Below are 24,822 nucleotides of genomic sequence, written 5' to 3'. Positions count from 1 at the left end.
AACAAATTCCAAATCAAAGGAGGCTTTATGAAAGAGAGTAGTGATACTAAAAAACTCGTCATCGGTACGATCACACTTGCAATTGCGATCGTTTTCTTCGGAGGTTTTTTACAAAACACCTATGGTGGCATTTTTGACTTTAGCAAACTTGCTGGTCAATTTCCAGAATGGTTTAAAACAGGAAGTGGCACTAGCGCAAAAGGGGGCTTTTTATTTGCCCTTAGCCTTGCCCCTGCCGTTATGCTCGCACTTGGTTTTGTCGCTATTTTTGAGAAATACCATGCACTTTACGCAGCTTCAAGACTGCTAACACCTGTTTTAAAGCCACTTATTGGCATACCAGGATGTTGCTCTATCTCTTTGATAGCAAGCACACAAAGCACCGACGCAGGCAGCTCAACGGCTAAATTTTTGCGTCAAGATGGCCTCATCTCGCACAAAGAGCTTCTCATCTTTGCAGCGTTTCAGTTTAGCGCTGGTGCGATGATCACAAATTTCTTATCTTCATTTGCACCAGTTCTACTAGTTACCGACAAAGCTGGGCACACAGCCCCAGCCACCATAGCCATGGTGCTTGGCATAGTCTTTGTCTTTAAAATTATTGGAGCAAATTTGATGAGACTTTATGTCAAAAAATTTGTCAAAGATGATGAGGAGTAAGAGATGACTGAAAATAAACTAATAACCGATGTATTTGTAGAGGGCGCTAGAAAAGGCTGGGACATCGCCGTAAAAAACACTATCCCAAACGTGCTTATGGCCTTTGTCATCATCCACATCTTAAAAGTATCTGGCGCGCTTAGCGTGATAGGCAAATTTCTAGGATTTATCATGCTTCCACTTGGTCTTCCAGGTGAGTCCATAGCCGTTTTCATGGCTGCATTTTTGAGCTGGGGCGGCTCAGCAGGCGTACTAGTTGCACTTGTGGGAGATGGTACGCTAAACGCAAACGATATCGCTGTCTTGCTCCCTGGCATGGCGCTAGTTGGCTCGACTGTGCAGTACATGGGACGAGTTTTAGGCGTGCTTGAAGTACCAGGCAGACACTATCTCGTACTTTTTGGGATTTGCATCCTAAATGCCTATTTAGCGATGTTTGTGATGAGCTTGCTCGTATAAGGATAAAAGATGAAAGATAGTGAAATAGACAAATATTTGGCCGATCTAAAGGAGATAACCGACATAGAAAGCCCAACTTCAAGCATCGATGGCGTAAATGAAGTTGCAGCTTGGTTTAAAAAAAGAGCCGAAATTTTAGGCTTAAAAAGCAGAAGCATAGAGCTAGGCACCGACAAGGTCGCTCCTTGCCTTTTCATCTCAAACGACCTTGAGGCAAAAAGCTACGACTTTTTATTCATAGGTCACATGGACACCGTTTTTCCTGTGGGCACAAAGGCTGATGTGCCATTTAGCAAGATAGATGAGCGCATAAACGCACTTGGCGCGATCGACGATAAGGGTGGCAGCCTGCTCTCACTTTATGTCATCAAAGAGCTTGATCTTAACAAACTAAAGATCGGCCTCTTTTTAAACTCTCACGAAGAGACTGGCTCAAATTTCGCTAAAGACGCCATAAGAGAGCTAGCCAAGAAGTCTCGCTATGCCCTAGTCGTCGAGCCTGCAAGAGAAGATGGCTCGATGGTAGCCACTAGAAAAGGCGTGATCTCTTATGAGCTAAATTTCCGTGGTGTTAGCGCGCACGCTGGCAACCACCCAGAACGCGGTCGTTCGGCTGTCGTGGAGGCTGCAAATTTCATCGTTGAGCTCTCAAAACTCACTGATTTTAAGGCAGGCCATACATTTAATAGCATAATGACAAAAGGCGGCGACGCCCAAAACGTCGTGCCAGACTTTGCCAGTGTGACATTTGAGATGAGATATCGCCACGCTAGCTCAGTGGAGTTTTTGCATGAGAAGATGGATGAAATTTTATCTCATCCGATAGTGTCAGAAGTGAGCTGTGAGCGCATCCTCATAAACGAAGAAGGGCCGATGATAGACGAGGTAAATTTACCAAATATCAAAAAAGTCTTTGACGAGGCTGCGAAGGCCACTGGCACAAAGGTCACTTGGGTCGATGCTGGCGGGCTAAGCGATGGCAACATCAGCGCATCGGCAGGATGTCCTACGATAGACGGCCTTGGTCCAACTGGTGGCAACATGCACACGAAAAACGAATATCTAGAGATAAACTCAGTCGTTAAAAAGTGCAACCTCATAGTTGAAGCGATCAAAAAACTTTCGTAGTATAGGCAAGCTATATGCTTGCCTAATTTTTAAATTTATAACGAAGCAGTAGTCAAAACCTACCCAAATATCTCAAATTTATGAAAAAGCTCTGGCTCATCTTTTACCACGCCACGCTTCACAAGCTCAGCCACCACTTCACGCTTGCAGTCAGTTTGCATAGGCCAGCCACGCTTATAGCCCTCAAGCTCACTCTTGCTCGTCGCATCCATGCAGAAATTTTCGCCATCGATATAAATATCTCGCAAGGCATCTATGTTATTTGTCACGCGCCAAAGCAGCATATATGGATTTTCTAGGTAGTTTTGCATATCAACTAATACTAGAAGCTTGAAAACCCCTAAACGCCAAAAGTTTAGCAAATAGCTCTTTTACAGGGCGATCTTTTTCAAATTTCACCACACAAATAGGTGTTTTACTCTCTTTTTTTTAAACTGCCTAAGCTCTTTAATATTTGGCGCAAGGCTTTGAAATTTAGCCAAAAGCTACTCATCACTTAAAACCGCAGAGCTAAATTTAACTCCAAATTTATCACGCAGTTTTAGTGAAAATAAATTTTCACATTGGCAAAAAGCTCTAAATTTGCTACAAAAGCAAAATCGCCTAGCAAACTGCGTTATCGGTAGCGACGGCTTGGCTACGCGCATACAAAACTGGCTTTCACGAGAAATTTATCACAATGGCAACGTTGTTTTTCAAGAATTTTGTAAAGATCGGCGCTTGCAGGGCGATAGATCGCGGCGTTTTGAAAAGCACAATGATCGCAAACCGAGAAAAGATAGACGATCTCGTTCAAAGGGGACACACCTAAATCAAATTTCTAAATTCCCAGCCAAGTGGCTTAAATTTATACGAGCCCTACTCCAAAGCTTTTAAAACTGGCTCTGGTTTTAGCTTTACGCTTGGGGCATTTTTGCTAAAGCTTATGAGATCCTCTGTCGTTTGGATACTAAAAGGTAGGCGAGTGAGGCAGACTTTAAAGATTTCGGCCGCTGCTACCGCGTCATTTAGGGCTCTGTGGTGGGTGTTGTTTATGCCAAGGAGCTCTTTTAACGAGCCAAGGCCGTATTTTTGCGAGGCGATGGTGCGGCGGCTAAGATCGATGGTGCAAAGCTTTCTGTTTAGCAGTATGCCAAGGCCGATCTCATTTAGACTATGCGAGATAAATCCGTAGTCAAAATTTACGTTGTGCGCGATAAAGACGCTAGTTCCTAGAAAAATTTTAAACCGCTCCAGCACGTTTAGTAAATTTGGCGCACCGACTAGATCACTAGCCTTTATGCCAGTTAGCTCAGTGATATTTTCAGGTACCGCACTAGCTGCCACAAAGCTTTCAAAGCGCCCTATTTCGGTGCCATTTTTCATTTTTATAGCGCCTATTTCTATGATCTGGCCATTTGTCGTGCCACCAGTCGTTTCGATATCCACGATGCAAAATTCCTGCTCGCTAATATCTCTAAATCTCGTGCCAAGCTCGATCTCGTTGCTTTCATTTCTAGTGATATCAAGCCCGAGAGTTCGCCACATATCAAGGTCACGCACGTCAATGAGCGATGAAATTTCCTCGATATCGCTAAATTTTAAAATAAACTCGTGATAGCCTAAATTTTGCCTAGCTAAAATTTCAATGCTATTTTCTAAACGCTGTTTTTTTGGTTTCAAAACTCAAGCTTTATGGCGCGAATGGCTTGTTCGTAAGAATTTGATGAGAAGATATAGCTGCCAGCCACCAAGACATCAGCCCCAGCCTCTTCAAGATCAGGCGCATTTAGTCCGTTCACCCCGCCATCTACTTCTATGAGGCACTTGGCGTTTTTGCGCTCTATTAGCTCCCTTAGCGCCCTTGTTTTCTCAAGCACGACTGGCATAAATTTCTGACCGCCAAAGCCGGGATTTACGCTCATTAATAGCACCATATCGACTTCATCGATGATATGCTCGATCGCACTAACTGGCGTGTGCGGATTTAGCACGATGCCAGGACTTACGCCATTTTTTCTGATGTGATCGATGAGCCTCATCGGATGCTTCTCTTCTTCTATGTGAAAGGTTAGAAATTTTGGCTTTAGCGGCAAGAAAAGGTCGGCAAAAAAAGAGTTATTTTCAACCATCAAATGAATATCAAGTGGCTTTGTAGCGGCCTTTGCAACGGCACTTACCACGACTGGTCCGATGGTTAAATTTGGCACAAAATGCCCATCCATAACATCAACATGCACCAGATCGCACCCAGCCTCACAAATGGCTCTTATCTCAGCTGCCAAATTTCCGAAATCAGCCGACAAAATACTAGGTGCAACGTACATTTTAAATCCTTATTTACTTATAAAAATCACGCCAGTTTGGCTCTCTTTTGCATTCAATGTGGCAAAAATTCCACTGCTTGCTCTGTCAAAAAACATCTCATTTTCGAAAAATTTAAAGTTGCTAAGTTTTACCTTTAAATTTCTCTCTATGAAAATGTCTAAAATTTTGCTTGCAATGATACTAAAAATTTGAGAAAATCCGCTTAAACAGCCACACTCCAGATCGCCATTATCTGAAAAAATAGAGCAAATTTTACCAAGCTTGTCCTTTTTAACACCAAGCAAAATTCTCATCTGTACGTCGCCATAAAAGAGGACGCAAGCCCGCAAATAGTCATTTTCGCCCTCTACATTAAAGTTGCTAATCTTCGCATCAAGGCATAAAATTTCACTCTCTATCAAAGGCGAGAGCACGTCTGTGACACTTGAAATGACAAGTGGCAAAAACTCAACCAAGTTTTTATTCATCTTTGTTGGCTCTATATCGATAAGGCGCTTTTTAAAATAAAGCGTCGAGTCATCTTTGAAAAAATCATCCATCTTTTTATATAAAAGTATCTTTGCCGCTTTTAAATTTGACGCAAGTGTCTCTGAGATGTTGCCCTCATTTAAACCGCAAATCGCCAATATACCGCCACTTTTTTGGCTAAGCTCAGATAGCTTTATCAAAAAACTAGCACCTATGGTATTTAAAGCGCCAACCGAATCAGACCAAAAAACAAAGAATTTAAAGCCTATCTTTTGCAACCTTTCGTGAAATTTATAGTCAAAATTCTGCACAAAAGAGCCATCTATGAGCCCTGCTGTCTTGTAAATGACAACGTCACCTCTTACAAAGGTGCTAAACTCTTTTTTGCCTAAAACGATGTGATTTAGAGTGCTGATGGTGTATTTGTAAGCTTGCTTGGCAGCGTTAAATTCTTCTACGCTTTTTACAAATTTACACTTGTAACACTTTTGCTCCAAAAGCGAGTTTATGTAGTCTTTGTACTGCTCATTTTTGTTATAAATCACGATGGCTTCACTGCTATCTGCTAGCGTATCGTTTAAAAATAGCGTCGCAACTTTTTCATTTTCAAAGAGTGAAAATCTCAAAATATTTTTTGAAGTCTTTGCGACAAGCTCGTAAAAAGTATCATCATAGTCGCAGACTGCAAACTCAGCGCCTATCTGCTTAGCGATGCTTGATAGATGCTCGCATGTGCTATTTAGCCAAAGTGGGCTAAAAAATGTGACATTTTTTAATGAAAGCAAAATGGCACTTATCTGCCTTGCGCAAATTTGCTCTACTTCGGCCTTTTTGATACTTGAAGGAGTGATATTAACCTCCAAAAATCCAAATGGCCTAACAATGGCCAAAGAGCCCTCAAAAGTTACTTTCATTTTCTAAGAGCCTTTTTTAAATTTATAACCATATCAGCCGAAGCATGGACGCTAACATCGGTGATCCTATCGATGCCAAAGTCGAAAAATTTAGCAGTACTTGCCTCATAAGAGAGCAAAATTTTAAAGTATTTTAAAACCAAAACCTCTTCTCTAGTTAGCCTATCGCTATCCCATCCCGCAAGCTTTAAAAGTACTCCAAATAGCGAAATATCAAATCTTCGCTGCAAGATCCTATCAAAGCTCATATCAGAAAAACCAACGATATGTTTAAGTGAGTGCGGATACTTCAAAAAGATCAGCTCGCAAAATATAAGCAAAATTAGCGCGTAGGCAGCTAGAAACAAATTTTTTTGATTTTTTAGCCCAAGATAGTTTAGAAGTTTACTCCAGTCAGATAGAAATTTGGCATTAAACTCCATCATCGAGTGTAAATTTACGCCAAAATTTTTATATCTTTTTGGAGATTTGATAAAAACAAAATAAGAGCAAATTATCATTTTTAGGTTGTCTATGCCTAGCGGATAAGCCATCGCATAGATATCTCTAGTGTAGTTTTGAACGCCAAAATCGCCTAAATTTACTATCGTAGCAAAGTACGCTTTAAAAGTCTCACTACCCCTAAAAAGCTCCATAGCAGCAGTGATGTCGCCCTCATCCAAGTGCTTTTGGCACTCATAAAAAGCATCGGGCATTTTATAGATAAAATTTGAAATTTCATCTATTTGATTTTTAGTTAGCATTTTTGTTTTACCGATTTTTTATTTTGGGGCTATTTTAGCCTTAATTAAATAAAAAATCAACAAAACTTCTAAATATAAATATCCATTTTAAGCAATACTTTGGTTTTGTTTAGATAAAATCAGCAGAAATTTTTGTTTATAAGGAAAAAAAATGTCAAAAAGATGTGCGATAACTGGCAAAGGACCAATGGTAGGCAACAACGTGAGCCACGCCAACAATAAAACTAAAAGAAGATTTTTACCAAATCTTAGAACTATCCGTGTTACTCTAGAAGATGGCACAACAAGAAGAATAAAAGTTGCTGCTTCTACTCTAAGAACAATGAAAAAGCAGTCAAACTAAGAGATAAAATGAAGAGGAATTTATGTCTTTTCTCTCAAGACTTTTAAAATTCCTCAACTGGTCAAACTCCGCAAAACCAGAAATAAGCCTAGATACTGAGCTTTACGAACAACTAAAACCTTTTAGATTTCCACTAATTTCAGTTGTACTACTGTTACTTTTTGGAACACTTGGTTATATCTTTATAGATAACTTCTCTCTCATAGATGCCTTTTACCAAGCAGGCATGACCTTCACAACGGTCGGTTTTACTGAAGTTGCGCCCATAACTCCAAAGGGGCGAATTTTTACTATAACATTTATCCTTGTTGGCTTCATCATTTTTACGCTATCAATCGGTATCGTTGTAGAAGTTCTAAAAAGAGGCACATTAATTAGCATTTTAAAGGAAAGGCGTATGCTTTACAAGATCGCAAGACTAAAAAATCACTTCGTTATTTGTTATCACAACCTCTACACGATCGAGCTTAGCGCTCAGTTTCGTGAAAATCACATACCATTTGTGGTGGTTGATGACAGAGAAGATATCGCAGAACTAGCTCAAATTTACAAGTATCCATACTTCATAAAAGCTCAGCCTCACACTCAAATCGCCTTTTTAAAAACGCATCTATCAAGCGCAAAAGGACTAATCACTCTTAGCCCAAATATCGCTGATAATATCGCGCTTATCGCATCTGTTAGACTTTATGAAAAAGAGATAGGCCGCAAAAAACCTTACCATATCATCACAAACTCCGATAGTGAAGATGACACACAAAGGCTTAAAAAACTTGGTGCTGACAACGTAGTCAGCCCATCTCGCCTAGTCGCACAGCGTCTAAGTGCCATGAGCGTAAGGCCTGATATGGAAAATTTACTCGAGCAATTTCTATACACAAAAAGCTCACCTATCGATATAGAAGAAATTCTTGTGCCTGACTACTCTTGGATAAGGTTTAAAAGACTAAAAGAGACGCACCTAAGAAATATCACAAATGCTGACGTGGTAGGCATTAGGGACATAAATAACAAATTTATCCCGATGCCAAATGGTGACACGTTAATCGGTACAGGCACAAAGCTTTTAGTCATCGGTACAGTTGATGGCATACGTCTAACCAAGCGCCTAGTAAAGAGCAAGCATAAGCCAGAAGAGCTAAAATACGTTTAGTTTTTGCATTTTGTGATAAATTTGGCTTAACCACTAAGCTTTTATAGATCTAAATTTAGATAGCCAAACATTTACAAAGCCTTGTTAGAATTTATAAATTTTTTACAGGAGCTACGTATGTTACACGAATACACTGATCTCATAAATGAGTTGAAAAAAGTAGATGTTCATTTTGCCGCACTTTGCAAAAAGCATGACGAGCTAAATGAAAAGATAGATAGCAAAGCAGCGCAAGCCTCTGAGCTTGATGCCTTGAAAAAAGAAAAATTAAAACTAAAAGATGAAATTTACGCTCAAGTTTTAAAATACAAAGAGCAAAAATAAGCAAAAGTCAAACTAACAATGGAGCCAAATTTAACTTAGCTCGTATTTTAGGCTTTTGCTAAACTATAAATTTAAAAAGCCCAAATTTCTTTGGGCTTACAAATTTTATATAGCTTTTATCATCACTTTTGTTAGAAGCTCTGAAAATTTAGCTGGATTTTCTAGGCTCATACCCTCATTTAGCCTTGCCATATCAAGAAGCAAAGGCGCTATGTCATAAATCATTGCCTCATTTTTCTCAAGTTTTGCAAAAATTTCATGATCAGCATTGATCTCCAAGATCGGCTTAACTTTTGGAGCATTTGCGCCTTGTCCCATCTGTTTTAGCATCTCTTGCATAGCGTAGTCAGGGTCGTTTTTATCATATATTAGCACCGCAGCCGAGCTTGAGAGTCTTGAGCTTAGCCTAACGTCTTTAACCTCGTCTTTTAGGATCTCTTTCATCTTAACAAGCGTGTTTGCAACCTTGCTCTCATCGACCTTTTCATTGCTTTTGATCTCGTCGTTGATATCAGCGTGTGAGACCGATTTTAGAGGTGTTTTGTCAAATTCATTGACCATTGGCATGACGATCGTATCGATCTCTTCGTCCATTATTAACACTTCGATGCCGTTTTTCTTAAAGCTCTCAAGAAGTGGCGAATTTCTTAGCATATTTTCGTTGTTGCCGCTGATGTAGTAGATCGACTTTTGATCCTCTTTCATCGCCTCTTTGTACTCTTTTAGGCTGATAAGTCCGTCTCTTTTTGAACTTTTAAATAGGCAAAGATCCAAAATTTGCTCTTTTTCAGCGCTAAAACCGTAAAGTCCCTCTTTTAAAACCTTGCCAAATAGTTTGTAAAATTTTATGTATTTATCGCGGTCGTTATCTTTTACTTTTGCAAGCTCGCTTAAAATTTTCTTCACACTCTGCTCTTTAACGGTTCGCATGATCGCATTTTCTTGTAAAATTTCACGGCTAACGTTTAGCGGTAGATCCTCAACATCGATCACACCTTTGATAAATCTTAAATACGGCGGTAAAAGCTCTTTTGCATCGTCAGTTATAAAAACCCTCTTCACATAGAGCTTCACGCCACTTTGATAATCAACCCTAAAGAGGTCAAACGGCTCAGTGCTTGGCACATAAAATAGTGTCGAGTACTCGATCTTGCCCTCGGCTTTTGTGTGGATATAAAGTAGTGGATCGCTGCTGTCATGTGAAATTTGCTTATAAAAGTCGTTGTAGTCTTGCTCTTTTAGGCTGGCTTTATTTAGCCTCCAAAGCGCATTTGCCTTGTTTATCTGCTCGTTTTTAGCCTCATAAGTGCCCTCTTTTTCGCCTTCTTTTGGTGCGACATAGCTCTCTTTATCCATAAATATAGGATAAGGGATGTGGTTTGAGTATTTTTTGACTATCTCTTCGATGCGCCAAGAATTTGCAAATTCATCGTCGTTTAAATGTAAGATAATATCCGTACCAAAGCCATCTTTTTTAGCATCTTCGATCTCGTAGCTTTTTGCATCAGATGTCCATTTATAGGCCTTCTCACTTAGTGCTCGTTTGCTTATGACTTCGATCTTACTTGCCACCATAAACGCTGAGTAAAAGCCAACGCCAAACTGGCCGATCAGCGAGCTATCTTTTTTGGCATCGCCGCTTAAACTTTGCATAAAACCTTTTGTACCACTTCTTGCTATCGTGCCTAAATTTGCAATGAGCTCGTCTTTATCCATGCCTATACCGTTGTCGCTGATGGTTAAAGTCTTAGCTTTTTCATCTACTTTGATATCGATCCTTGGAGTATAGCTTAAGCTTTTATACTTTTCATCGGTCAAGCATAGGTAGTTTAGCTTGTCAAGTGCGTCGTTTGAGTTTGATATGAGCTCTCTTAAAAATATCTCTTTGTTTGAGTAAAGAGAGTGGATCATCAAATTTAAAAGGTCATTGACCTCGGTTTGAAATTCAAATTTATCTGCCATTTTCTTTTCCTTGTTTTAAAATTTTTGGCAGATTATAGCATAAAGTGATAAAAATATACTTAACCTTGATAGCATTACTATCAAGTTTTTTAACAATTTTTTAGGCATGTATGCTAATTTATAAATAAAATAAAAATATATGTTTAATTTTTATTATTTAGAATGCTAATTTGTATAGTATTTATTTAAAATAATGCAAATTTAGCTATAAATCTTTTACAAAATGTTGCTAGTCTGTCTTTCAAAATAAGAAACAAATACCGGTATAAATGTATAACAAAGATCAAAAACCAATAAATTTAAACCCTTTGGCTTGAGTTTCAAACGTTTTATCTATCTTATAACGCTACACGAGGTAATAAATTTGAGTTTGAAAACTAAAAATAGCTCTGTAATGTTTGACTTGAAAGGCATGCAAATAATAGCCGCTTTAAAAAATTTAATTTACCAATAATCACTATGCAAGCAATCTTTGATACCATGCTTTGCAAATTTTCGCCACTCTGACTTAATCCGCAAAATATAACATAAACGCTGTGTATTTCATTAAATTTAGCAACAGTAACAAACTAAAAACTAGTCAAAAAAGACACATACAAAAGTAAACATCAAAATAGCAGCTAGAAAGCATCAAATTTAAAGAGGTAGCAGTAGTGGATAAAATAAAAATTTGCCACCTCTTGCAAGGCGGGCTTAGAGCCAAAAGGGCTAAATTTTATAAGCGAGCTAAAAAACTTAGATAAAGAAATTTACGCACTTGGCGGACTAAACAACCAAAACTACAAAGAGGCCATAAAAGCTGGCGCAAACGGCATTTGCTTCATGAGTTTAGCGATGAACAGCGATATGGAGCTTGTAAAAAAGATAGTAGAGAGCAAAAACGGCTAAATTTAGTATAAATTACATAAAATAATACGTAAAATTTTACTCATTTTTGCTAGCGATATATGTTTTTATATCAAATATAAGTAGCGTCACAAGCGATGGCAGCATATAGGAGTTTAGCACTAAAAGCAGCGACTTTGTCAAATTTGACTTTATTAAAGTCTCTATGTCAAAGCTGCTGTTGTAGTTAAAAAAATATAGCAAGGCAAACTCGCTAACAAGAACTATGCGAGTGATCTTTAGCAAGATGTCATTTCCCGGTCTTGCAAATTTATCATCGACCACAAGCGACAAAGTGATCCAGCCAAGCAGCCAAACTGCGCAGGCTAAAGCATAAACAGTAATGCTTTCATCAAATTTTTCAAGTAGTAAAAATACCAAAGGTTGCAAAAATACAAGGCTAGCGATAAACCAAAGAAGTGAGCTAAAGGCTAGCAGGCAAACACAGCCAAAGATAGAAATGGCAGAGATAAAGCCAAAAACCTCTAACCCAAGATAGTAGGCCAGCGCATAGGATAAAAAAGAAAAAACAAGCCAAATTTTAATAACAAGTCGCCACCTATTTGCAAAGGCAGCGGCTTTTAAATTTAGGCTATCTGTCAAACCCATTTACGAGATTTTCTTTTGTTTTGGACGGAAAACTTTCATCACGTTTTCATCAGTCTCGATAAATGCACCCTCTATAAGATCAATGCAGTATGGCACCGCTGGAAATACCGGCTCTAAGCACTCTTTTATCGCCTTTGGCTGTCCTGGTAAATTTATGATGAGCGCATGGCCTCTTATGCCTGCTGTTTGGCGTGATAGGATCGCTGTTGGGACATATTTTAAGCTCGCAGCTCTCATTAGCTCGCCAAAGCCTGGCATCATCTTCTCGCAAACTGCCTCAGTAGCCTCTGGGGTGACATCTCTCACTGCTGGTCCTGTGCCCCCAGTAGTTAGCACAAGGTCGCATCCTAGCACGTCTATCATGTGCACGAGCCTCTCTTTTATGAGATCAAGCTCATCGGGGATCACCTCGTAAAAATACTCTCTCTCGCTTACTATCCAACCGTCAAGTACCTCTTTAATCGCTGGGCCTGATTTATCCTCGTATGTGCCCTCACTTGCGCGATCGGACATAGTTAGAATCCCTATTTTTGCTTTCATTTTTTCTCCTTTATTAGTAGTTTTCATTTAAAATTTTAGCAAGCGTCTCTTTATCTACGCTCTCGTAAGCAAGCAGATATGAGCTTATCCTTGCGATTTGCTCATTTGTGCCCTTTAAAAAGGACATTATCTCATCTTTTGCTTGTTTTAAAATTTCTTCCACATCGTTTGGATTTGGCACGAAAGAATTTCCCATGCCATACTCATAAACCATCTTTGAGGCGATCTCTTTTGCTAAATTTAGATCGTTGCTAGAGTTTGAAAAGATGTCGTTCTCATCTATCTCGAGCTTACACATGCCAGAGATTAAAACCTTTATGCGTGAGAGCATTTGCGACTTTGACTCGATCTCTTGCTCAGTCGCCATAAAGCGGTCTTCTATGAGCGAAATTTTTTCAAATTTCACATCAAACCAGTAGGCACTTAGCGCCTTTGCGCCTTGATAGATGGCTTGAATTTTCTTCTCGCTCTCGCTGTAGCTTAGCACCTTTTTCTTGCCGAGCAAGACCTTGTTTAAAACAGCCTCAAAATCTCTCATCCTAAGCACGCTTTCGCCGTTTCTTAGAGCGTTTATCGCTGCTTCATTTACAAGCGTGCTAAGTGCCGCACCAGAAAAGCCAACGCTCATCCTAGCGATATCCTCAGCTGGCACTTCGCAGTTTTTATCTCTTAGATATGTGTTTAGGATAGCCACCCTGTCGTTAAAATCAGGCATTGATAAAAATATACGCCTATCAAAGCGCCCTGATCTAAGCAGCGCCTCGTCGATCATTTCGATCCTATTTGTTGCAGCTATTACTATGACGCCGGAGTTGTCCTCAAAGCCGTCCATCTCGGTTAGCAGCTGATTTAGCGTGGCTTCTCGCTCGTCGTTTCTAGTGCCACCCCTGCTCTTGCCGACAGCGTCTATCTCGTCGATAAAGATGATTGATGGTGCGTAAGACTTTGCCCTACTAAAGAGCTCTCTAACTCTTTTTGCGCCCATGCCGACGTAAATTTGCACAAAGCTTGCGCCATTTTGGTAAAAAAACGGCACATTTGCCTCGCCAGCGACTGCCTTTGCCACAAGCGTCTTGCCAACGCCTGGAGGGCCGATCATTAGCACGCCTTTTGGCATTTTGATACCAAAATTTCTATATTTTTGCGGATTTTTAAGAAAATCAACTATCTCGCTAAGCTCGCTTTTTACCTCGCTAATGCCAGCTACATCGCTAAATCTAACGTTTGAGATGACTGGCATCGCATTTTGATTTAACACGCTTTCTATCTCAAAAGCGCCATCTTTTTTGTTTAAAAGACTCTCCTCTTTTTTCTTGATAGCCCTAAAAATATAGGAGTACCAAAGCACAAGACAAACAAAGATGATGCTTCCCCAGACCATGCCTGGCGTGATATATTGCACGCTTCGCTCGACTGGGACCTTTTTTATTAGCTCTTTTAGATCGATCCCCTCCTTTATGATGGCAAAGCGGTTATTTTGCGCATAGAGGATGACCTCATCTTCGTCGATGACCGCTTTATCGATGAAATTTCCATCCATTAGTTGCATATATTGCGAGTAGGTGATGTTTCGTGGCTCTTTGCTCACTGCAAAAAGTAGCGCTATTATCAGAGCCATAGCGGCTATTATCAGGATATTTTTCTTGTTAAATTTAAATTTTTGCATAATTGGCATCTGGCTTAATTTCATATTCGCTTACCTCCAACCACTCTTTTGTTATGTCGTTTTGACTAGAAATTTTAGCTTTGTTGTAAAACTGATCAAAGCCTTCGTAAAAGTCGCCGTTTTTTTGCTCGACTAAAATTTTTAAAGTTTCATTGTGTTTTTTTCTAAAATTTTCATTGTTTTTAAAAGCAATGCCTTGTAAAACCTTTAGCCTTGCCTTTGCCACATCGCCACTTACGTCGCTTTTTAGCGTCGCTGAGTGCGTATCACGCCTAGGCGAATAGACAAAAGCATGCAGATGTGTGATAGGAAATTTCTTAAAATTTTCCACCGCTTCTGCCCAAATTTCTTCACTCTCGCCTGGATGACCCACGATATAGTCAGTCCCCAAAGCAAAGCCAAGGGAGCTTAGCTCATTAAAAAGCTCTAGGTCGCTAAATGCGTTGTTTCGCCTGCGCATGATCTTTAGCATCGCCTCGCTCGTGTGCTGAAGTGCGATGTGAAGATGGCGCTCCAGCCACTCCTCTTTTAAAATTTCTCTAAAGCTCTCATCTATCTGGCTTGGCTCGATACTGCCAAGCCTTATGCGTCTGATGCCTGAAATTTTGCCTAAATTTGCTAGCAATTTGCCAAGAGAGCTATTTGTATCTTTGCCGTAACTGCCTATGTTTGTGCCAGTTAGAACGAGCTCATTATAGCCATTTTGAGCTAAAATTCTAGCTTCTTTTAAGATCATCGCCTCGTCCATGCTCCTAGCTCTGCCACGCACTGATGGGATGATGCAGTAGCTGCAGTTAAAGTTGCAACCTTCTTGAATTTTTATAAAAGACTTTGTGTGATTTTCGTAGTTTGTGACGATGTTTTTATCGACTGAGTTTAAATTTCCAAGCTCAAAAAATGGCTTCTCTTGCTTTAAAAGCTCGTTTAAATCGCTCTTTTTACTAGCTCCTAGCACGCCAAAGACGCCACTACTAAAAAGCTCTTTGCCCTTGCTAACTGCACCACATCCTGTTAGTATCACCTTTGCGCCACGTCTTTTTACGCCGTTTATATAGTTTCTAACGCCACTATCAGCCGAATTTGTCACGGTGCATGAATTTATGACGACGATATCAGCGACCTCTTCGTCGTTTGTGATCTCGTAGTCTTTGATGTAGCTCTTTAAAAGCTCGGTGTCATAGATGTTTGTGCGGCATCCAAATGTCTTAAAAAATATCTTTTGCATTAGATATTTTCGCCCTCTTGCTCAGCGTGAGCTACGTGATCGCTTGGCGTTTCTTTTTTGCCTATAAACATAGTTTGTGTTGGGTAAGCTATCTTTATATCATCGTGAGCCAAAAATGCCTCTATGATCTCAGCGCTTATCGTGCTTCTAAGAGCGAGCGTGGCGTATGAGTTTGACATAAACCAGCATGAGATATTTATGCCGTAAGGCTCAAAAAATGTATAAATTCTTGGCTCTACGTTTGGATTTTTGATGCTGTACTGGCTTCTTAGCTTGTTCATCTGACGTTTTGCGATGTCAGTGTAGCCTTTTGAATATTTTTTTACTATATTTTTTGCTAGATAGGCGGCCTTTTTGTGATTACTATCAAAGCTTATCACGACATCTATGCCGTCCCAAACGGTCTTCATGCCGTAGTGCGAGTAGTTTGCGATGAGGTCTGTAAAGATATAGTTATTTGGCACAAAGATGATCCTACCTGCACGGCGGTTTGTCTTATAAGTTGAGTAGCTAACGTCTTCAAAAACGGTTAGGCGAAGCAGTGAAATATCTATCACATCGCCCACAAATTCGCTACCGTCATGATAGACTCTGACGCGGTCGCCCACGTGGATCGTGCCACCAAACATGATAACCATCCAGCCAAGCATGCTCATAAACATATCTTTCATCGCGATAGCGATACCAGCTGAGGCAAAACCTAGCACAGTTACTAGATATGTGACGTTTTCGATGTATGAAAAGAGTAGGATTATGATGATAACGGTGATGTTTAACACGTTTAAAAATTTATTGACCGTGTAAAATCTCTCGTTATCAGTGATCGTTCTTTTAACGATAAATTTAGCGATAAATGTTAGTCCGATCGTTAAAAGGATGACGATGGCTGTGTAGCCCATGCTTAAAAACTGAGCCTTTATGTCAGATGTCGTCATATTTACCGCTTCGTCCGCCCTTTTTTCATAGACGCTATAAGTGGTATCAGCGATCTGTTTTGCCGCTTTGAAGTCGCCTATCTCTTGCTTTGCAAGGTTTAGACTTGCTCTATTTTGCTCGCTGTCATCTATCAAATTTAGCCTATTTAGCAAATTCTCTTTTGCTTCAAGCTTCTCAAGCAAGGTGTCAAGCTCTTTGATGTGCCTTTGGTACTCGATCTTGTCGCTTCTTATCTTTTTGATGTATGAAAAGCCAGATACCAGCGCCACTGGGCTATTTATCCTAGGTGGAGTCTCCATTTCTGGAGCTGCAAGCATATTTGAAAATGGCGTTTTCTCATACTCTTTTAGCAAATTTATCTGCTCTTTTAGAGTTTGACTTCTCTTTATGAGATCACCACCTCTTTTTGAGCCTTTATCAAGCTTTTTAAGCTCATTTTCATTTTGCTCTAGCTCATCAAGAAGCTTTTGATAGGTGTTGTAGTTGGCGTATCTTGTGATCCAGATGTTGTTTTTTAGGGAGTTATCTAGGTTTGAAATTTCTTTTATAAGCTCGCTATTTTGTAAATTTTGTGAGACATTTTGCTCAAGTGTGGCATTTTCTTCAGCGTAAAGTGCAAAGCAAAAAAATAAAAAAACTAGGATCTTTTTCATTTAAATTCTCTCAAAGTTTCTAAAACGTCCTCTTTTTTGACGTCATTTTTAATGAACGCACTGCCGATTTTATCTGCGATGATGAAATTTATCTTATCACCTTTTGTCTTTTTATCCATAAAAAACGCCTCGTAAAATGCATATTCATTTTCTATTTTATAGCTTACAGGCAGATCAAATTTCACTAATACCTGCTTGATCTCCTCTGCCTGCGCCTCACTCATTAGGCCAAGTCTAACGCTTAGGCGATTTGCCATATTCATACCTATCGCCACCGCTTCGCCGTGTAAAAATTCTTTGTAATTTGTCTCATTTTCGATGACGTGAGCGAAGGTATGTCCGTAGTTTAGGATGGCTCTTAGCCCCTTTTCTTTCTCATCTTGCTCGACCACCCTAGCCTTTAAATTTATAGACTTTTCAACTAGCTTTGCTAAGTTTTCATCGTCTAAATTTACGCTCTTTAGCCAGCCAAACATCTCTTTATCAAAGGTTATCGCCATCTTTAAAGCCTCAGCCACGCCAGCTGCAAATTCTCTCTTTGGCAATGTTTTTAAGAAATTTATCTCGCAAAAAACTGCCTTTGGCTGATAAAATGAGCCTATTAAGTTTTTACCAAATTTGTTATTTACTCCAGTTTTTCCGCCCACACTAGCATCGACTTGTGCTAGAAGCGTGGTTGGGATATTAATGAAGTTTATCCCTCTTTCATATATGCTTGCCGCAAAGCCGGTCATATCGCTGATGACGCCACCGCCAAGGGCTATGAGCGTAGATGAGCGGTCAAATTTACTAACAAAAAGCTGCTCTAAAATTTGCCCTATCGTCTCAAGATTTTTATACTCCTCGCCGTCTGGGACGCTTATGATAAATTTCTCATCGCACTTTAAAACGCTAAGTAGCTTTTCAAGGTGAAGCCCCGCCACTTTGGCGTTTGTGACGATGCCGACCTTGCCCTTTAGCTCCAATCTCTCAAGCTCGTTTATATAAATTTTATAGCTTGACGCCTTTTCCTTAAGGTTTAAATTTATCTGCATTTTCTACTCACTTACTGGCACAAAAAGCTGTGCGTTTTGGCTTAGTTTTTTATAAAGTCTATTTAAATTTGTCGATAAAAAGGCAAAAGCGCTACCATTTGCCACGTTTTTAGTAAACATCACAAAATGAAGCAGATCATTTGTGCCTTTTAGCTTCACTAGCGGGTTTTTGAGGCTGTGATTTTCTATCTTTATGCGCTTTGAAAAGAGCGTGCTAATGCTCTCAAAGTGCTCTTTTAGCGCTTCATCGTCGCTATGCTTGTTATCAAAATAGTAAAATCTCATCTCCAAATCAAGCTGCGCGCAGCAGTCTGTAATGACAGCTGATTGGTTTTCCACCTCTTGGCTTTGATCGCCCAGTATCACGCCCTCTTTTATCTTTGAGAGTAAAATTTTACCCGTTTTTAGCACTGGGATTTTAAGATCATAAAATAGCTTTTGAAATTTAAAAAAGTATCTATCATCGCTTATGATTAGTCCGATGTCGTGTTTTAAAACGTCATCTTTTATCGATTTATTGTCGCTATTAAAATAATCCATCAAAACAAGGATGTTTTTCTCTTTTATCGCCTTTAGCGTCTCTAAATTTTCGCCTAAAGTTGGGTTTATCACCCTAAAGATAAGGCGTTTGTTGTTTAGCTTTGAATGCACATATAAGCTATCTTTTATGAGTTTGCCAACTCGCTCTTTGCTCATTGATCTCATATCGATTAGAGTATAGATATTGCTGCCAAATGGACTTGGAAACTGCCCACTTTCGCGTTTTATCGAGCGATAAACGTTTTGAAGTACGTTTGGATCGCCAACGATTAGCAAGATATCGCTTGGCTGGATCATTGTGTTTGGCTTTGGCAAGATGATCTCAGCACCCCTGTAAATAAGCGCTATCCGCCATCTTTTTTGAGCGATCGAGCTTACATGGCGATACATATATGAGCTGCCAATAGGCACCTTCACCTCCATGATCTCGCCCTCGCTAAAGCCAATATTATCAGCATATACAGGCATATCTGGCAGATAGTCCATGAGCCTTGAAGCTGCGATATCTCTGATATCAACCACGCTTAGATGCTTATCACTTGCAAAAGTCTCCTTGCACTTTTCATCTAGCTCCCATGAGTTCATAAAAATGGTCTCTGTTTTTGTGCTAATCTGCCTTAAATTTTCATAAATGGCAACCGCCTCTTTTTCATTGTCACTCACGATACAAAACTGGCTAAAATAGCCGTCGCTTATGCTCTTTAGCTTTGAAAGGCTTGTTGGGTCAAACTGATAAAATGTAAAATTTTCGTAATTTACCTTTTGGCTGTGATCTTCGTTTGAAACGACGATATAGTGGTGTAAATTTGACTTTGCTCCAAGAAGTCTATCTAAAAAATTTCTTGCAAAAGCTCCATCTGCGATTATTAAAATTTTCTTCATTAATTCTCCGTATTTTAAAGCCACATTATAACAAAAGGTCTTTAAAATAAGCTATTTTTGGCTGTAAATTTAAGCTTTCACAGCCAAAAAATTTAAGAAAATTTTAGTAGATTATTTCAGAGATTAAAATATCGATAGCTGAATTTGCAGCCTTATTTATCGTCTCAAAAATAGTGCTTGAGCTTGGATCTGGGCAGAAAATTTCTTTTGTTATCATGCCTGATTTGAGCGAGGTGTTTGCGTTAAATAGCTCGTAAGCTAGCGAAACTTCGGCCTTGTCGCCTCTTATCTGAAGCGAGATGATGCTAACTTTTAGCCTAAGATCCTTTGCATTTGGCGAAAATATCGGCTTTGCAGCGCAGTTTGAGTAAAACCCTTTTACGAGCGACTTATAGATCATCTCGCTTGGTTCAGAGACAAATTTAGCATCTGTCAAATATCTTATCTTATTATTTTCAGCGACGATTAGTATCTTTCTGGTATCGACCATATCAAGGGCGCTCACGTTTTCGATGAAGACATTTTTTAGCTCTTTTTGCTTGTTTTCAGCTGAGCACTCCTTGTTTGAGTAGTGTATCTCATACATCGTGGCTTGTGGTACGTCGGTCTTTAGCGAGCAGCCAAAAAATAAAAATGCAGCCGCAGCGTATATCAAATTTCTCATTTTTTGTCCTTTTTATCTGTATTTGGCACTGGATTTGTGAAGAAGAACTCGTAAGGGTTGTCCTCAAGTCTTTGAAGCGCGCCTCTAAACTCACGTAGCGTCTTGTCAAATCCATTTAAAAACTCACTAGCCTCTCTAAGAAGCGGAGAGACCGTGTTTCTAAGGTCATACTCGCCGTTTTTTACCTTTTGAGTGATGATATCTTGAAGCGAGCTATATCCAGTGACGGCTGAATTTGCTGATTTAAAAACCGAATTTGCACTTGCGATTAGCGTGTTTAAATTTTTAGCAAGCTCTTTTGTGTCTGTTTTATTTAGGCTGTCGGTGAAATTTTTTACATTTTTAACGATGCTATCAATCTCGCTTAGACCATTTTCATCGGTTAAAACCTGAGTAAATTTATCGATATTTCTTAGGATTGACTCGATGTGAGAGATATTTTCAGCCGAGAAAAAGCCATCAACCTTATCAAGGGTTTGATTTATCTTAAAAGTGATGTTTTCTGCGTTGTTTCCAAGCTTTGAAAAGAGGCTCTCCTCAAGATGCAAGACAGGCTTTTGACCTGACTCAAAGTCCTTTGTGCCGCGGCTTATATTTATGCTAGCCACACCGCTAATAGCCTGAACTTCGATACTTGCAACGCTATCAGCCTTTATAGGTAGGTCCTCTCTTATCTTCATCGTGATATTTATAAGAGCGTTTTTGTCATCGACAAAGCCTATATTACTAACAGTTCCTGCTGGCACGCCGATAAATTTAACCGTAGAGTCCACCTTTAAGCCGCTTGGCAGTTCGCTCGTGTGGATGTAATACTCCTTGAAATCAACCTTTGTGTTATTTTTACTAGTCATCCACCAGATAAATATCGCAAAAGCTGTAAGGCAGGCTATAAAAAACATGCCGACAATGGTGTAAGAATTTCTATTTTCCATCTATTTTTTCCTCATTTTAAATAGCTCTTCAAGCGGGTTATTTTCGAGATATTCAAGCTCTTTTATATCTCCCTCAAAGGCTATTTTTTTGTTATCTATTATCAAAAATCTATCCAAAATATCAAAAATACTATCCGCATCATGTGTCACCATGACGACAGTTACACCGATGCTATCACGAAGCTCTTTTATGAGCGCGTCCATCTGCCGCGAGCTAACAGGATCAAGGCCGCTGTTTGGCTCATCTAAAAATAGCACCCTAGGGCTTAGCACCAAGGCTCTTGCAAGCGCAGCACGCTTTTTCATACCGCCACTTAGCTCGCTTGGATAGAGCATTGAAACCTCTTTTTTAAGCCCCACTTTTTGTATCCAAAACATCGCTATCTCATCGATCTGGCGCTTGTTAAATTTAGAGTACTCATGGAGCAAAACGCCCACGTTATCAAGGATCGTCATCGAGCTATAAAGCGCTCCAAACTGAAACATCGTCCCACTTTTTAGCTTTATCTCTTGCTGCTCCTTTTGGCTACTTTTCCACATATTGACGCCGTCAAACGTTATATCGCCCTTATTTGGCTTTTTTAGATATATCATCGTCTTCATTAGCGTCGTTTTACCAGTGCCACTGCCGCCTAAAAAGCCGTAAATTTCAGCCTCTTTGACGCTCCAGCTCACATTATCGTGCATTATCTTATCGCCATAACTTGTCGTTATGTTTTTTCCAACTATTATCTCGTTCATATCTTTAGCCACATAAAAATTATCGCGAAAAATGCATCAAGCGCAATGACCCAAAATATCGCATTTACAACGCTAACGGTTGTCATCGCTCCAAGGCTTTGGGCGTTTTGACTAACGCCAAATCCCCTCATGCAGCCAATGATCGCAATTACCGCGCCAAAAAATGGAGCCTTTATCATACCAACAGCAAAGTGCCTAAGCTCGACCATCTCGCGAAATCTATTGAGATAGTCGCTAAAGCTGATATCAAGTATCGTTTGGCAAATGATCATCTGCCCTAAAATGCTTATACTATCAGCTATAAAGATGATGACAGGCACGCAAAGCACCATGGCGATGATGCGCGGCAGCACCAAGAAGTTAAAGGGCTCAAAGCCCATAGTCTTCATCGCGTCTATCTCCTCAGTTAGCTTCATAGCGCCAATTTGCGCGGTAAAGCTAGAGGCCGACCTGCCCGCCACGACGATAGCGGCGATGAGCGGAGCGACCTCTCTAAGCGTTAGCATGCCCATGATCTCAACTATAAATATACTTGCCCCAAAGCTTGCAAGCATCGCACTGCCAAGATATGCAAGCACGACGCCTATCAAAAAAGCGGTGAGCGATACGATGAAAACGGCATTTACGCCGCCATCTTTTATATAGTTGCTAAATTCTCTAAACCTTAAATTTGCAGGATTAAATAAAATCCTTACGCTCTTTATCAAAAACTCGCCCAAAAACGAGCCAAACTCAAGCAAATTTACAAATCCCTCGCAAATTTTCTCCCCCAATCGTGAGAAAAAATTTAGGCTATTGTGAGGCGGCATATATTTAAAATCGATCTTCTCGTCATTTAAAAGATCGCTCATCGCCTTTATCTTCTCATCATTTGTGATGATCTCAAATTTCTTGCCATTTAGCGTGTTTTTTAAAAGGATCAAAACAGCATAATCAATGCTCTTTAGCTCGCTAAAGTCAAATTTAACATTGCCTTTAAGCTTTTGGATTTTTTTAAAAATGCTTTGTAAATTTTTTGCGTCTTTATAGCTAAACTCGCCTGCAAATTTTATGGTCGCAGTGCCGTTTGCTTCGGTAAAAACGATATCATTTCTCTTTTGCAAAAAGTTCCTTTGCCTTAAAATTTCTGGATTATATTATAATTTTTGTTAAAATAAAAAATAAAAAATCAAAAATTAAGGGACTTAGATGAAATTTGAAGTTATAAAAAAAGATGGCAACGCAAGGCGCGGCATTCTCACGACTGCTCACAGCGTGATACAAACGCCAGTTTTCATGCCAGTTGGTACGGTTGGCGCAGTTAAAAGCCTAGATGCCTTTGATATGAGTGAAATTTTAGACGCAAAGATAATTTTAGCAAACACCTACCACATGTATCTGCGCCCTGGCAGCAAGGTCGTGCGTGAGTTTGGTGGACTTCACGGCTTTTCTAAATTTGATCGCTCGTTTTTAACTGATAGCGGCGGATTTCAGGCATTTTCGCTTAGGTCAAACACCAAAAACGACGATGGCGGAATAAAATTTAAAAGCCACATCGACGGCAGCACGCACTACTTCACGCCAAGATCCGTCCTTGACACGCAGTATGACCTAGGCAGCGACATCATGATGATACTTGATGATTTGGTTGCCTTGCCAGCTGAGCCAAAAAGGATAGATCTCAGCATAAAGCGAACGATAAAATGGGCAAAAGAGGCGATTGATTACCACAAATTTATGCAGAGTAAGGGCGTTGGCTTGCAGCAAAATATCTTTGGTATCGTTCAAGGTGGCACCAACTATGAGGCACGTAAATTTTGCGCTGAAGCCTTAAATCAGATGCCATTTGACGGCCTTGCCATAGGAGGTCTTAGCGTTGGCGAGAGCAACGAGGCGATGTATGACACGGTTGAGGCGGTTATGCCATTTATGGATGAGCTAAGACCTCGCTATCTAATGGGCGTTGGCACGCCTGAAGACCTAGTTGAAAACGTGGAGCGAGGCGTCGATATGTTTGACTGCGTCATGCCAACAAGAAACGCAAGAAACGGCACGCTTTTTACTAGCTTTGGCAAGATAAATATAAAATCAGCCAAATTTATAAACGACCACGCGCCGATAGACCCAGCTTGCCAGTGCTACACCTGCAAGCGTTACTCCAGAGGCTATCTAAACCACCTTTTTAAGGCAAGGGAGCTAACATTTTTTAGACTTGCAAGCCTTCACAACCTGCACTACTATCTAAATTTAATGAAAGAGATGAGAGAGGCGATAGAGGCTGGCGAATTTGCTAAATTTAAGCGAAATTTCTACGCAAAAAGGAGCACAGATGAGCTATAAAAGCACACTTAGCGGATATTTTTATGGAGATGAGTTTGACTACATCACGCTCATCTCGCCGTCGCAAAAGCAAGTTTTTAAATTTTTATTTAAAGATGGCAAAATTTACAAAGAAGATCTTGAGCATGAATGCGATAAAAGCGCGTTTGAAGCAGCTATTAAGGGGATTTGCAACGAATATGCAAATAAAATTTTAGAGCACCAAGACGAGCTAAATGAGTATGAGAAAATTTATGCTAGCCAGAAAAATTTTGACAAATTTATAAAAAGACACCACTTTTTAAAGTATGAGATCAGAAAATTTCAAAATAGCATTTCGCACTTTTACGAAGCTCTTGCAATATGTCAAAGCGAGCAGCAAGGTCTTAAAAAAGAGCTTAAAAACAGCATCCACGAAGCAAGTGTCTTTAAAACCATAGCTAACGAATATGCCTGCAGGGTCGAAGACATCTATACTTTTATACAAAGCGCTAAAAATGACAAGATAAATAAAAATATCTACCTCTTGACGCTCATTTCGGCTCTATTTTTGCCGCTAAATTTCATCACTGGCTTTTTTGGTATGAATACAAATGGCATGTTTTTAAGCTCATTTAAAGATGGTACGTTGATAGTTTTTGCCTTTGTAGCGATGCTTTGCGTGCTGTTTTTTATATTTTATTACAGATTAAATAAGGATATTAGTTAAATTTATAGTAGGCTTGGCAAGTTGATCCAACCTGCCAAGTAAATTTG

Annotated in this window: 27 protein-coding genes and 1 pseudogene; 10 read left to right on the top strand and 18 right to left on the bottom strand. The window is 39.7% G+C overall.

Features of this window, described 5'->3' with window-relative positions; all coding sequences use genetic code 11:
• The first annotated feature begins 27 nt into the window (after nucleotides 1–27).
• Genes CVS86_RS00460 through CVS86_RS00450 form a run of 3 tightly spaced genes read left to right on the top strand, consistent with a single transcriptional unit; the run spans nucleotide 28 to nucleotide 2,247 of the window.
• Complete coding sequence (locus tag CVS86_RS00460; protein WP_012001704.1) at nucleotides 28–660, top strand: nucleoside recognition domain-containing protein; 633 nt, start codon at nucleotides 28–30, stop codon at nucleotides 658–660.
• 3 nt (nucleotides 661–663) lie between these two features.
• A complete protein-coding gene (locus CVS86_RS00455) occupies nucleotides 664–1,119 on the top strand; it encodes a YjiG family protein (protein ID WP_002942766.1) in 456 nt (151 codons plus the stop codon).
• Nucleotides 1,120–1,128: 9 nt separating this feature from the next.
• Nucleotides 1,129–2,247: a M20/M25/M40 family metallo-hydrolase gene (locus tag CVS86_RS00450; protein ID WP_107790614.1), complete on the top strand. Its 1,119-nt coding sequence runs from the start codon at nucleotides 1,129–1,131 to the stop codon at nucleotides 2,245–2,247.
• A 59-nt stretch (nucleotides 2,248–2,306) separates the two neighbouring features.
• On the opposite strand, the gene CVS86_RS09840 is transcribed toward CVS86_RS00450, so the two are convergent.
• Nucleotides 2,307–2,609, bottom strand: a complete 303-nt coding sequence (locus CVS86_RS09840) for a hypothetical protein (protein ID WP_234399200.1) — start codon at nucleotides 2,607–2,609, stop codon at nucleotides 2,307–2,309.
• 123 nt (nucleotides 2,610–2,732) lie between these two features.
• The gene (locus tag CVS86_RS09940; protein WP_234399199.1) at nucleotides 2,733–2,894 is read right to left on the bottom strand and encodes a hypothetical protein; all 162 of its coding nucleotides are present in this window, start codon (nucleotides 2,892–2,894) and stop codon (nucleotides 2,733–2,735) included.
• A gap of 41 nt (nucleotides 2,895–2,935) precedes the next feature.
• On the opposite strand from CVS86_RS09940, the gene CVS86_RS10105 reads away from it, so the two are divergent.
• Nucleotides 2,936–3,058, top strand: coding sequence for a hypothetical protein (locus tag CVS86_RS10105; protein WP_265094617.1), 123 nt, complete (start codon nucleotides 2,936–2,938; stop codon nucleotides 3,056–3,058).
• Between the two features lie 47 nt (nucleotides 3,059–3,105).
• Here CVS86_RS10105 and CVS86_RS00435 read toward each other — a convergent pair whose 3' ends face one another.
• From CVS86_RS00435 to CVS86_RS00420, 4 genes are read right to left on the bottom strand one after another with little or no spacing between them, the layout of a single operon-like run.
• Nucleotides 3,106–3,909 (bottom strand): 3'-5' exonuclease, encoded by an 804-nt coding sequence (locus CVS86_RS00435; protein ID WP_107790613.1) that lies wholly within the window; start codon nucleotides 3,907–3,909, stop codon nucleotides 3,106–3,108.
• Complete coding sequence (rpe, locus tag CVS86_RS00430) at nucleotides 3,906–4,553, bottom strand: ribulose-phosphate 3-epimerase (protein ID WP_009293926.1); 648 nt, start codon at nucleotides 4,551–4,553, stop codon at nucleotides 3,906–3,908. Before rpe ends, CVS86_RS00435 begins: the two co-directional genes overlap by 4 nt.
• A gap of 9 nt (nucleotides 4,554–4,562) precedes the next feature.
• Complete coding sequence (locus CVS86_RS00425; protein ID WP_107790612.1) at nucleotides 4,563–5,936, bottom strand: prephenate dehydrogenase; 1,374 nt, start codon at nucleotides 5,934–5,936, stop codon at nucleotides 4,563–4,565.
• The gene (locus CVS86_RS00420) at nucleotides 5,933–6,679 is read right to left on the bottom strand and encodes a hypothetical protein (protein ID WP_107790611.1); all 747 of its coding nucleotides are present in this window, start codon (nucleotides 6,677–6,679) and stop codon (nucleotides 5,933–5,935) included. The genes CVS86_RS00425 and CVS86_RS00420 overlap by 4 nt, the downstream gene beginning before the upstream one ends.
• A gap of 151 nt (nucleotides 6,680–6,830) precedes the next feature.
• On the opposite strand from CVS86_RS00420, the gene rpmB reads away from it, so the two are divergent.
• From rpmB to CVS86_RS00405, 3 genes are all read left to right on the top strand, one after another.
• Nucleotides 6,831–7,022 carry a 50S ribosomal protein L28 gene (gene rpmB, locus CVS86_RS00415; RefSeq protein WP_002942221.1) on the top strand — a complete coding sequence of 64 codons (192 nt, stop codon included), beginning with the start codon at nucleotides 6,831–6,833 and terminating at the stop codon, nucleotides 7,020–7,022.
• 22 nt (nucleotides 7,023–7,044) lie between these two features.
• A complete protein-coding gene (locus CVS86_RS00410) occupies nucleotides 7,045–8,175 on the top strand; it encodes a potassium channel family protein (protein ID WP_009293929.1) in 1,131 nt (376 codons plus the stop codon).
• A 117-nt stretch (nucleotides 8,176–8,292) separates the two neighbouring features.
• Complete coding sequence (locus tag CVS86_RS00405) at nucleotides 8,293–8,499, top strand: DUF465 domain-containing protein (RefSeq protein ID WP_021088212.1); 207 nt, start codon at nucleotides 8,293–8,295, stop codon at nucleotides 8,497–8,499.
• A gap of 105 nt (nucleotides 8,500–8,604) precedes the next feature.
• On the opposite strand, the gene htpG is transcribed toward CVS86_RS00405, so the two are convergent.
• Nucleotides 8,605–10,461 carry a molecular chaperone HtpG gene (gene htpG, locus CVS86_RS00400; protein WP_107790610.1) on the bottom strand — a complete coding sequence of 619 codons (1,857 nt, stop codon included), beginning with the start codon at nucleotides 10,459–10,461 and terminating at the stop codon, nucleotides 8,605–8,607.
• A 681-nt stretch (nucleotides 10,462–11,142) separates the two neighbouring features.
• Here htpG and CVS86_RS00395 point away from each other — a divergent pair.
• Nucleotides 11,143–11,349: pseudogene (locus CVS86_RS00395) on the top strand (thiamine phosphate synthase); the annotation flags it as partial.
• Between the two features lie 36 nt (nucleotides 11,350–11,385).
• Here the strand turns inward: CVS86_RS00395 and CVS86_RS00390 are convergent.
• The 11 genes from CVS86_RS00390 to CVS86_RS00340 form a co-directional block, all read right to left on the bottom strand.
• Nucleotides 11,386–11,955 carry a nitrogen fixation protein NifR gene (locus CVS86_RS00390; RefSeq protein ID WP_103617423.1) on the bottom strand — a complete coding sequence of 190 codons (570 nt, stop codon included), beginning with the start codon at nucleotides 11,953–11,955 and terminating at the stop codon, nucleotides 11,386–11,388.
• Nucleotides 11,956–12,495, bottom strand: a complete 540-nt coding sequence (gene mog, locus CVS86_RS00385; RefSeq protein ID WP_009293784.1) for a molybdopterin adenylyltransferase — start codon at nucleotides 12,493–12,495, stop codon at nucleotides 11,956–11,958. It lies immediately after the preceding gene.
• Nucleotides 12,496–12,508: 13 nt separating this feature from the next.
• Nucleotides 12,509–14,161: an ATP-dependent metallopeptidase FtsH/Yme1/Tma family protein gene (locus CVS86_RS00380; protein WP_107790712.1), complete on the bottom strand. Its 1,653-nt coding sequence runs from the start codon at nucleotides 14,159–14,161 to the stop codon at nucleotides 12,509–12,511.
• Entirely contained in the window at nucleotides 14,148–15,386 is a 1,239-nt protein-coding gene (mtaB, locus tag CVS86_RS00375; protein WP_107790609.1) for a tRNA (N(6)-L-threonylcarbamoyladenosine(37)-C(2))-methylthiotransferase MtaB, read from the bottom strand. The genes CVS86_RS00380 and mtaB overlap by 14 nt, the downstream gene beginning before the upstream one ends.
• Nucleotides 15,386–16,975 (bottom strand): mechanosensitive ion channel domain-containing protein, encoded by a 1,590-nt coding sequence (locus CVS86_RS00370; RefSeq protein ID WP_107790608.1) that lies wholly within the window; start codon nucleotides 16,973–16,975, stop codon nucleotides 15,386–15,388. The genes mtaB and CVS86_RS00370 overlap by 1 nt, the downstream gene beginning before the upstream one ends.
• Nucleotides 16,972–18,009, bottom strand: a complete 1,038-nt coding sequence (gene aroB / locus CVS86_RS00365) for a 3-dehydroquinate synthase (RefSeq protein WP_107790607.1) — start codon at nucleotides 18,007–18,009, stop codon at nucleotides 16,972–16,974. The genes CVS86_RS00370 and aroB overlap by 4 nt, the downstream gene beginning before the upstream one ends.
• Before the next feature lie 3 nt (nucleotides 18,010–18,012).
• Complete coding sequence (locus CVS86_RS00360; RefSeq protein WP_107790606.1) at nucleotides 18,013–19,431, bottom strand: COG3400 family protein; 1,419 nt, start codon at nucleotides 19,429–19,431, stop codon at nucleotides 18,013–18,015.
• A gap of 103 nt (nucleotides 19,432–19,534) precedes the next feature.
• Nucleotides 19,535–20,095, bottom strand: a complete 561-nt coding sequence (locus CVS86_RS00355) for an ABC-type transport auxiliary lipoprotein family protein (protein WP_107790605.1) — start codon at nucleotides 20,093–20,095, stop codon at nucleotides 19,535–19,537.
• Nucleotides 20,092–21,027 (bottom strand): MlaD family protein, encoded by a 936-nt coding sequence (locus tag CVS86_RS00350; RefSeq protein WP_107790604.1) that lies wholly within the window; start codon nucleotides 21,025–21,027, stop codon nucleotides 20,092–20,094. Before CVS86_RS00350 ends, CVS86_RS00355 begins: the two co-directional genes overlap by 4 nt.
• A complete protein-coding gene (locus tag CVS86_RS00345) occupies nucleotides 21,028–21,768 on the bottom strand; it encodes an ABC transporter ATP-binding protein (protein WP_103646864.1) in 741 nt (246 codons plus the stop codon). It lies immediately after the preceding gene.
• Nucleotides 21,765–22,871, bottom strand: coding sequence for an MlaE family ABC transporter permease (locus CVS86_RS00340; RefSeq protein ID WP_012001686.1), 1,107 nt, complete (start codon nucleotides 22,869–22,871; stop codon nucleotides 21,765–21,767). The genes CVS86_RS00345 and CVS86_RS00340 overlap by 4 nt, the downstream gene beginning before the upstream one ends.
• 85 nt (nucleotides 22,872–22,956) lie before the next feature.
• Here CVS86_RS00340 and tgt point away from each other — a divergent pair, with 85 nt between their 5' ends.
• Both tgt and CVS86_RS00330 read left to right on the top strand, forming a co-directional pair.
• Entirely contained in the window at nucleotides 22,957–24,087 is a 1,131-nt protein-coding gene (gene tgt, locus CVS86_RS00335; protein WP_107790603.1) for a tRNA guanosine(34) transglycosylase Tgt, read from the top strand.
• Nucleotides 24,077–24,775, top strand: a complete 699-nt coding sequence (locus tag CVS86_RS00330; RefSeq protein ID WP_107790602.1) for a CorA family divalent cation transporter — start codon at nucleotides 24,077–24,079, stop codon at nucleotides 24,773–24,775. The genes tgt and CVS86_RS00330 overlap by 11 nt, the downstream gene beginning before the upstream one ends.
• Nucleotides 24,776–24,822: the final 47 nt, after the last annotated feature.

It is taken from the genome of Campylobacter concisus, assembly GCF_003048605.1.
GTDB classification, from domain to species: Bacteria; Campylobacterota; Campylobacteria; order Campylobacterales; family Campylobacteraceae; genus Campylobacter_A; species Campylobacter_A concisus_BM.
Note: the sequence above shows the minus strand (reverse complement) of the source record. Positions and strands in the feature narration are given on the sequence as shown.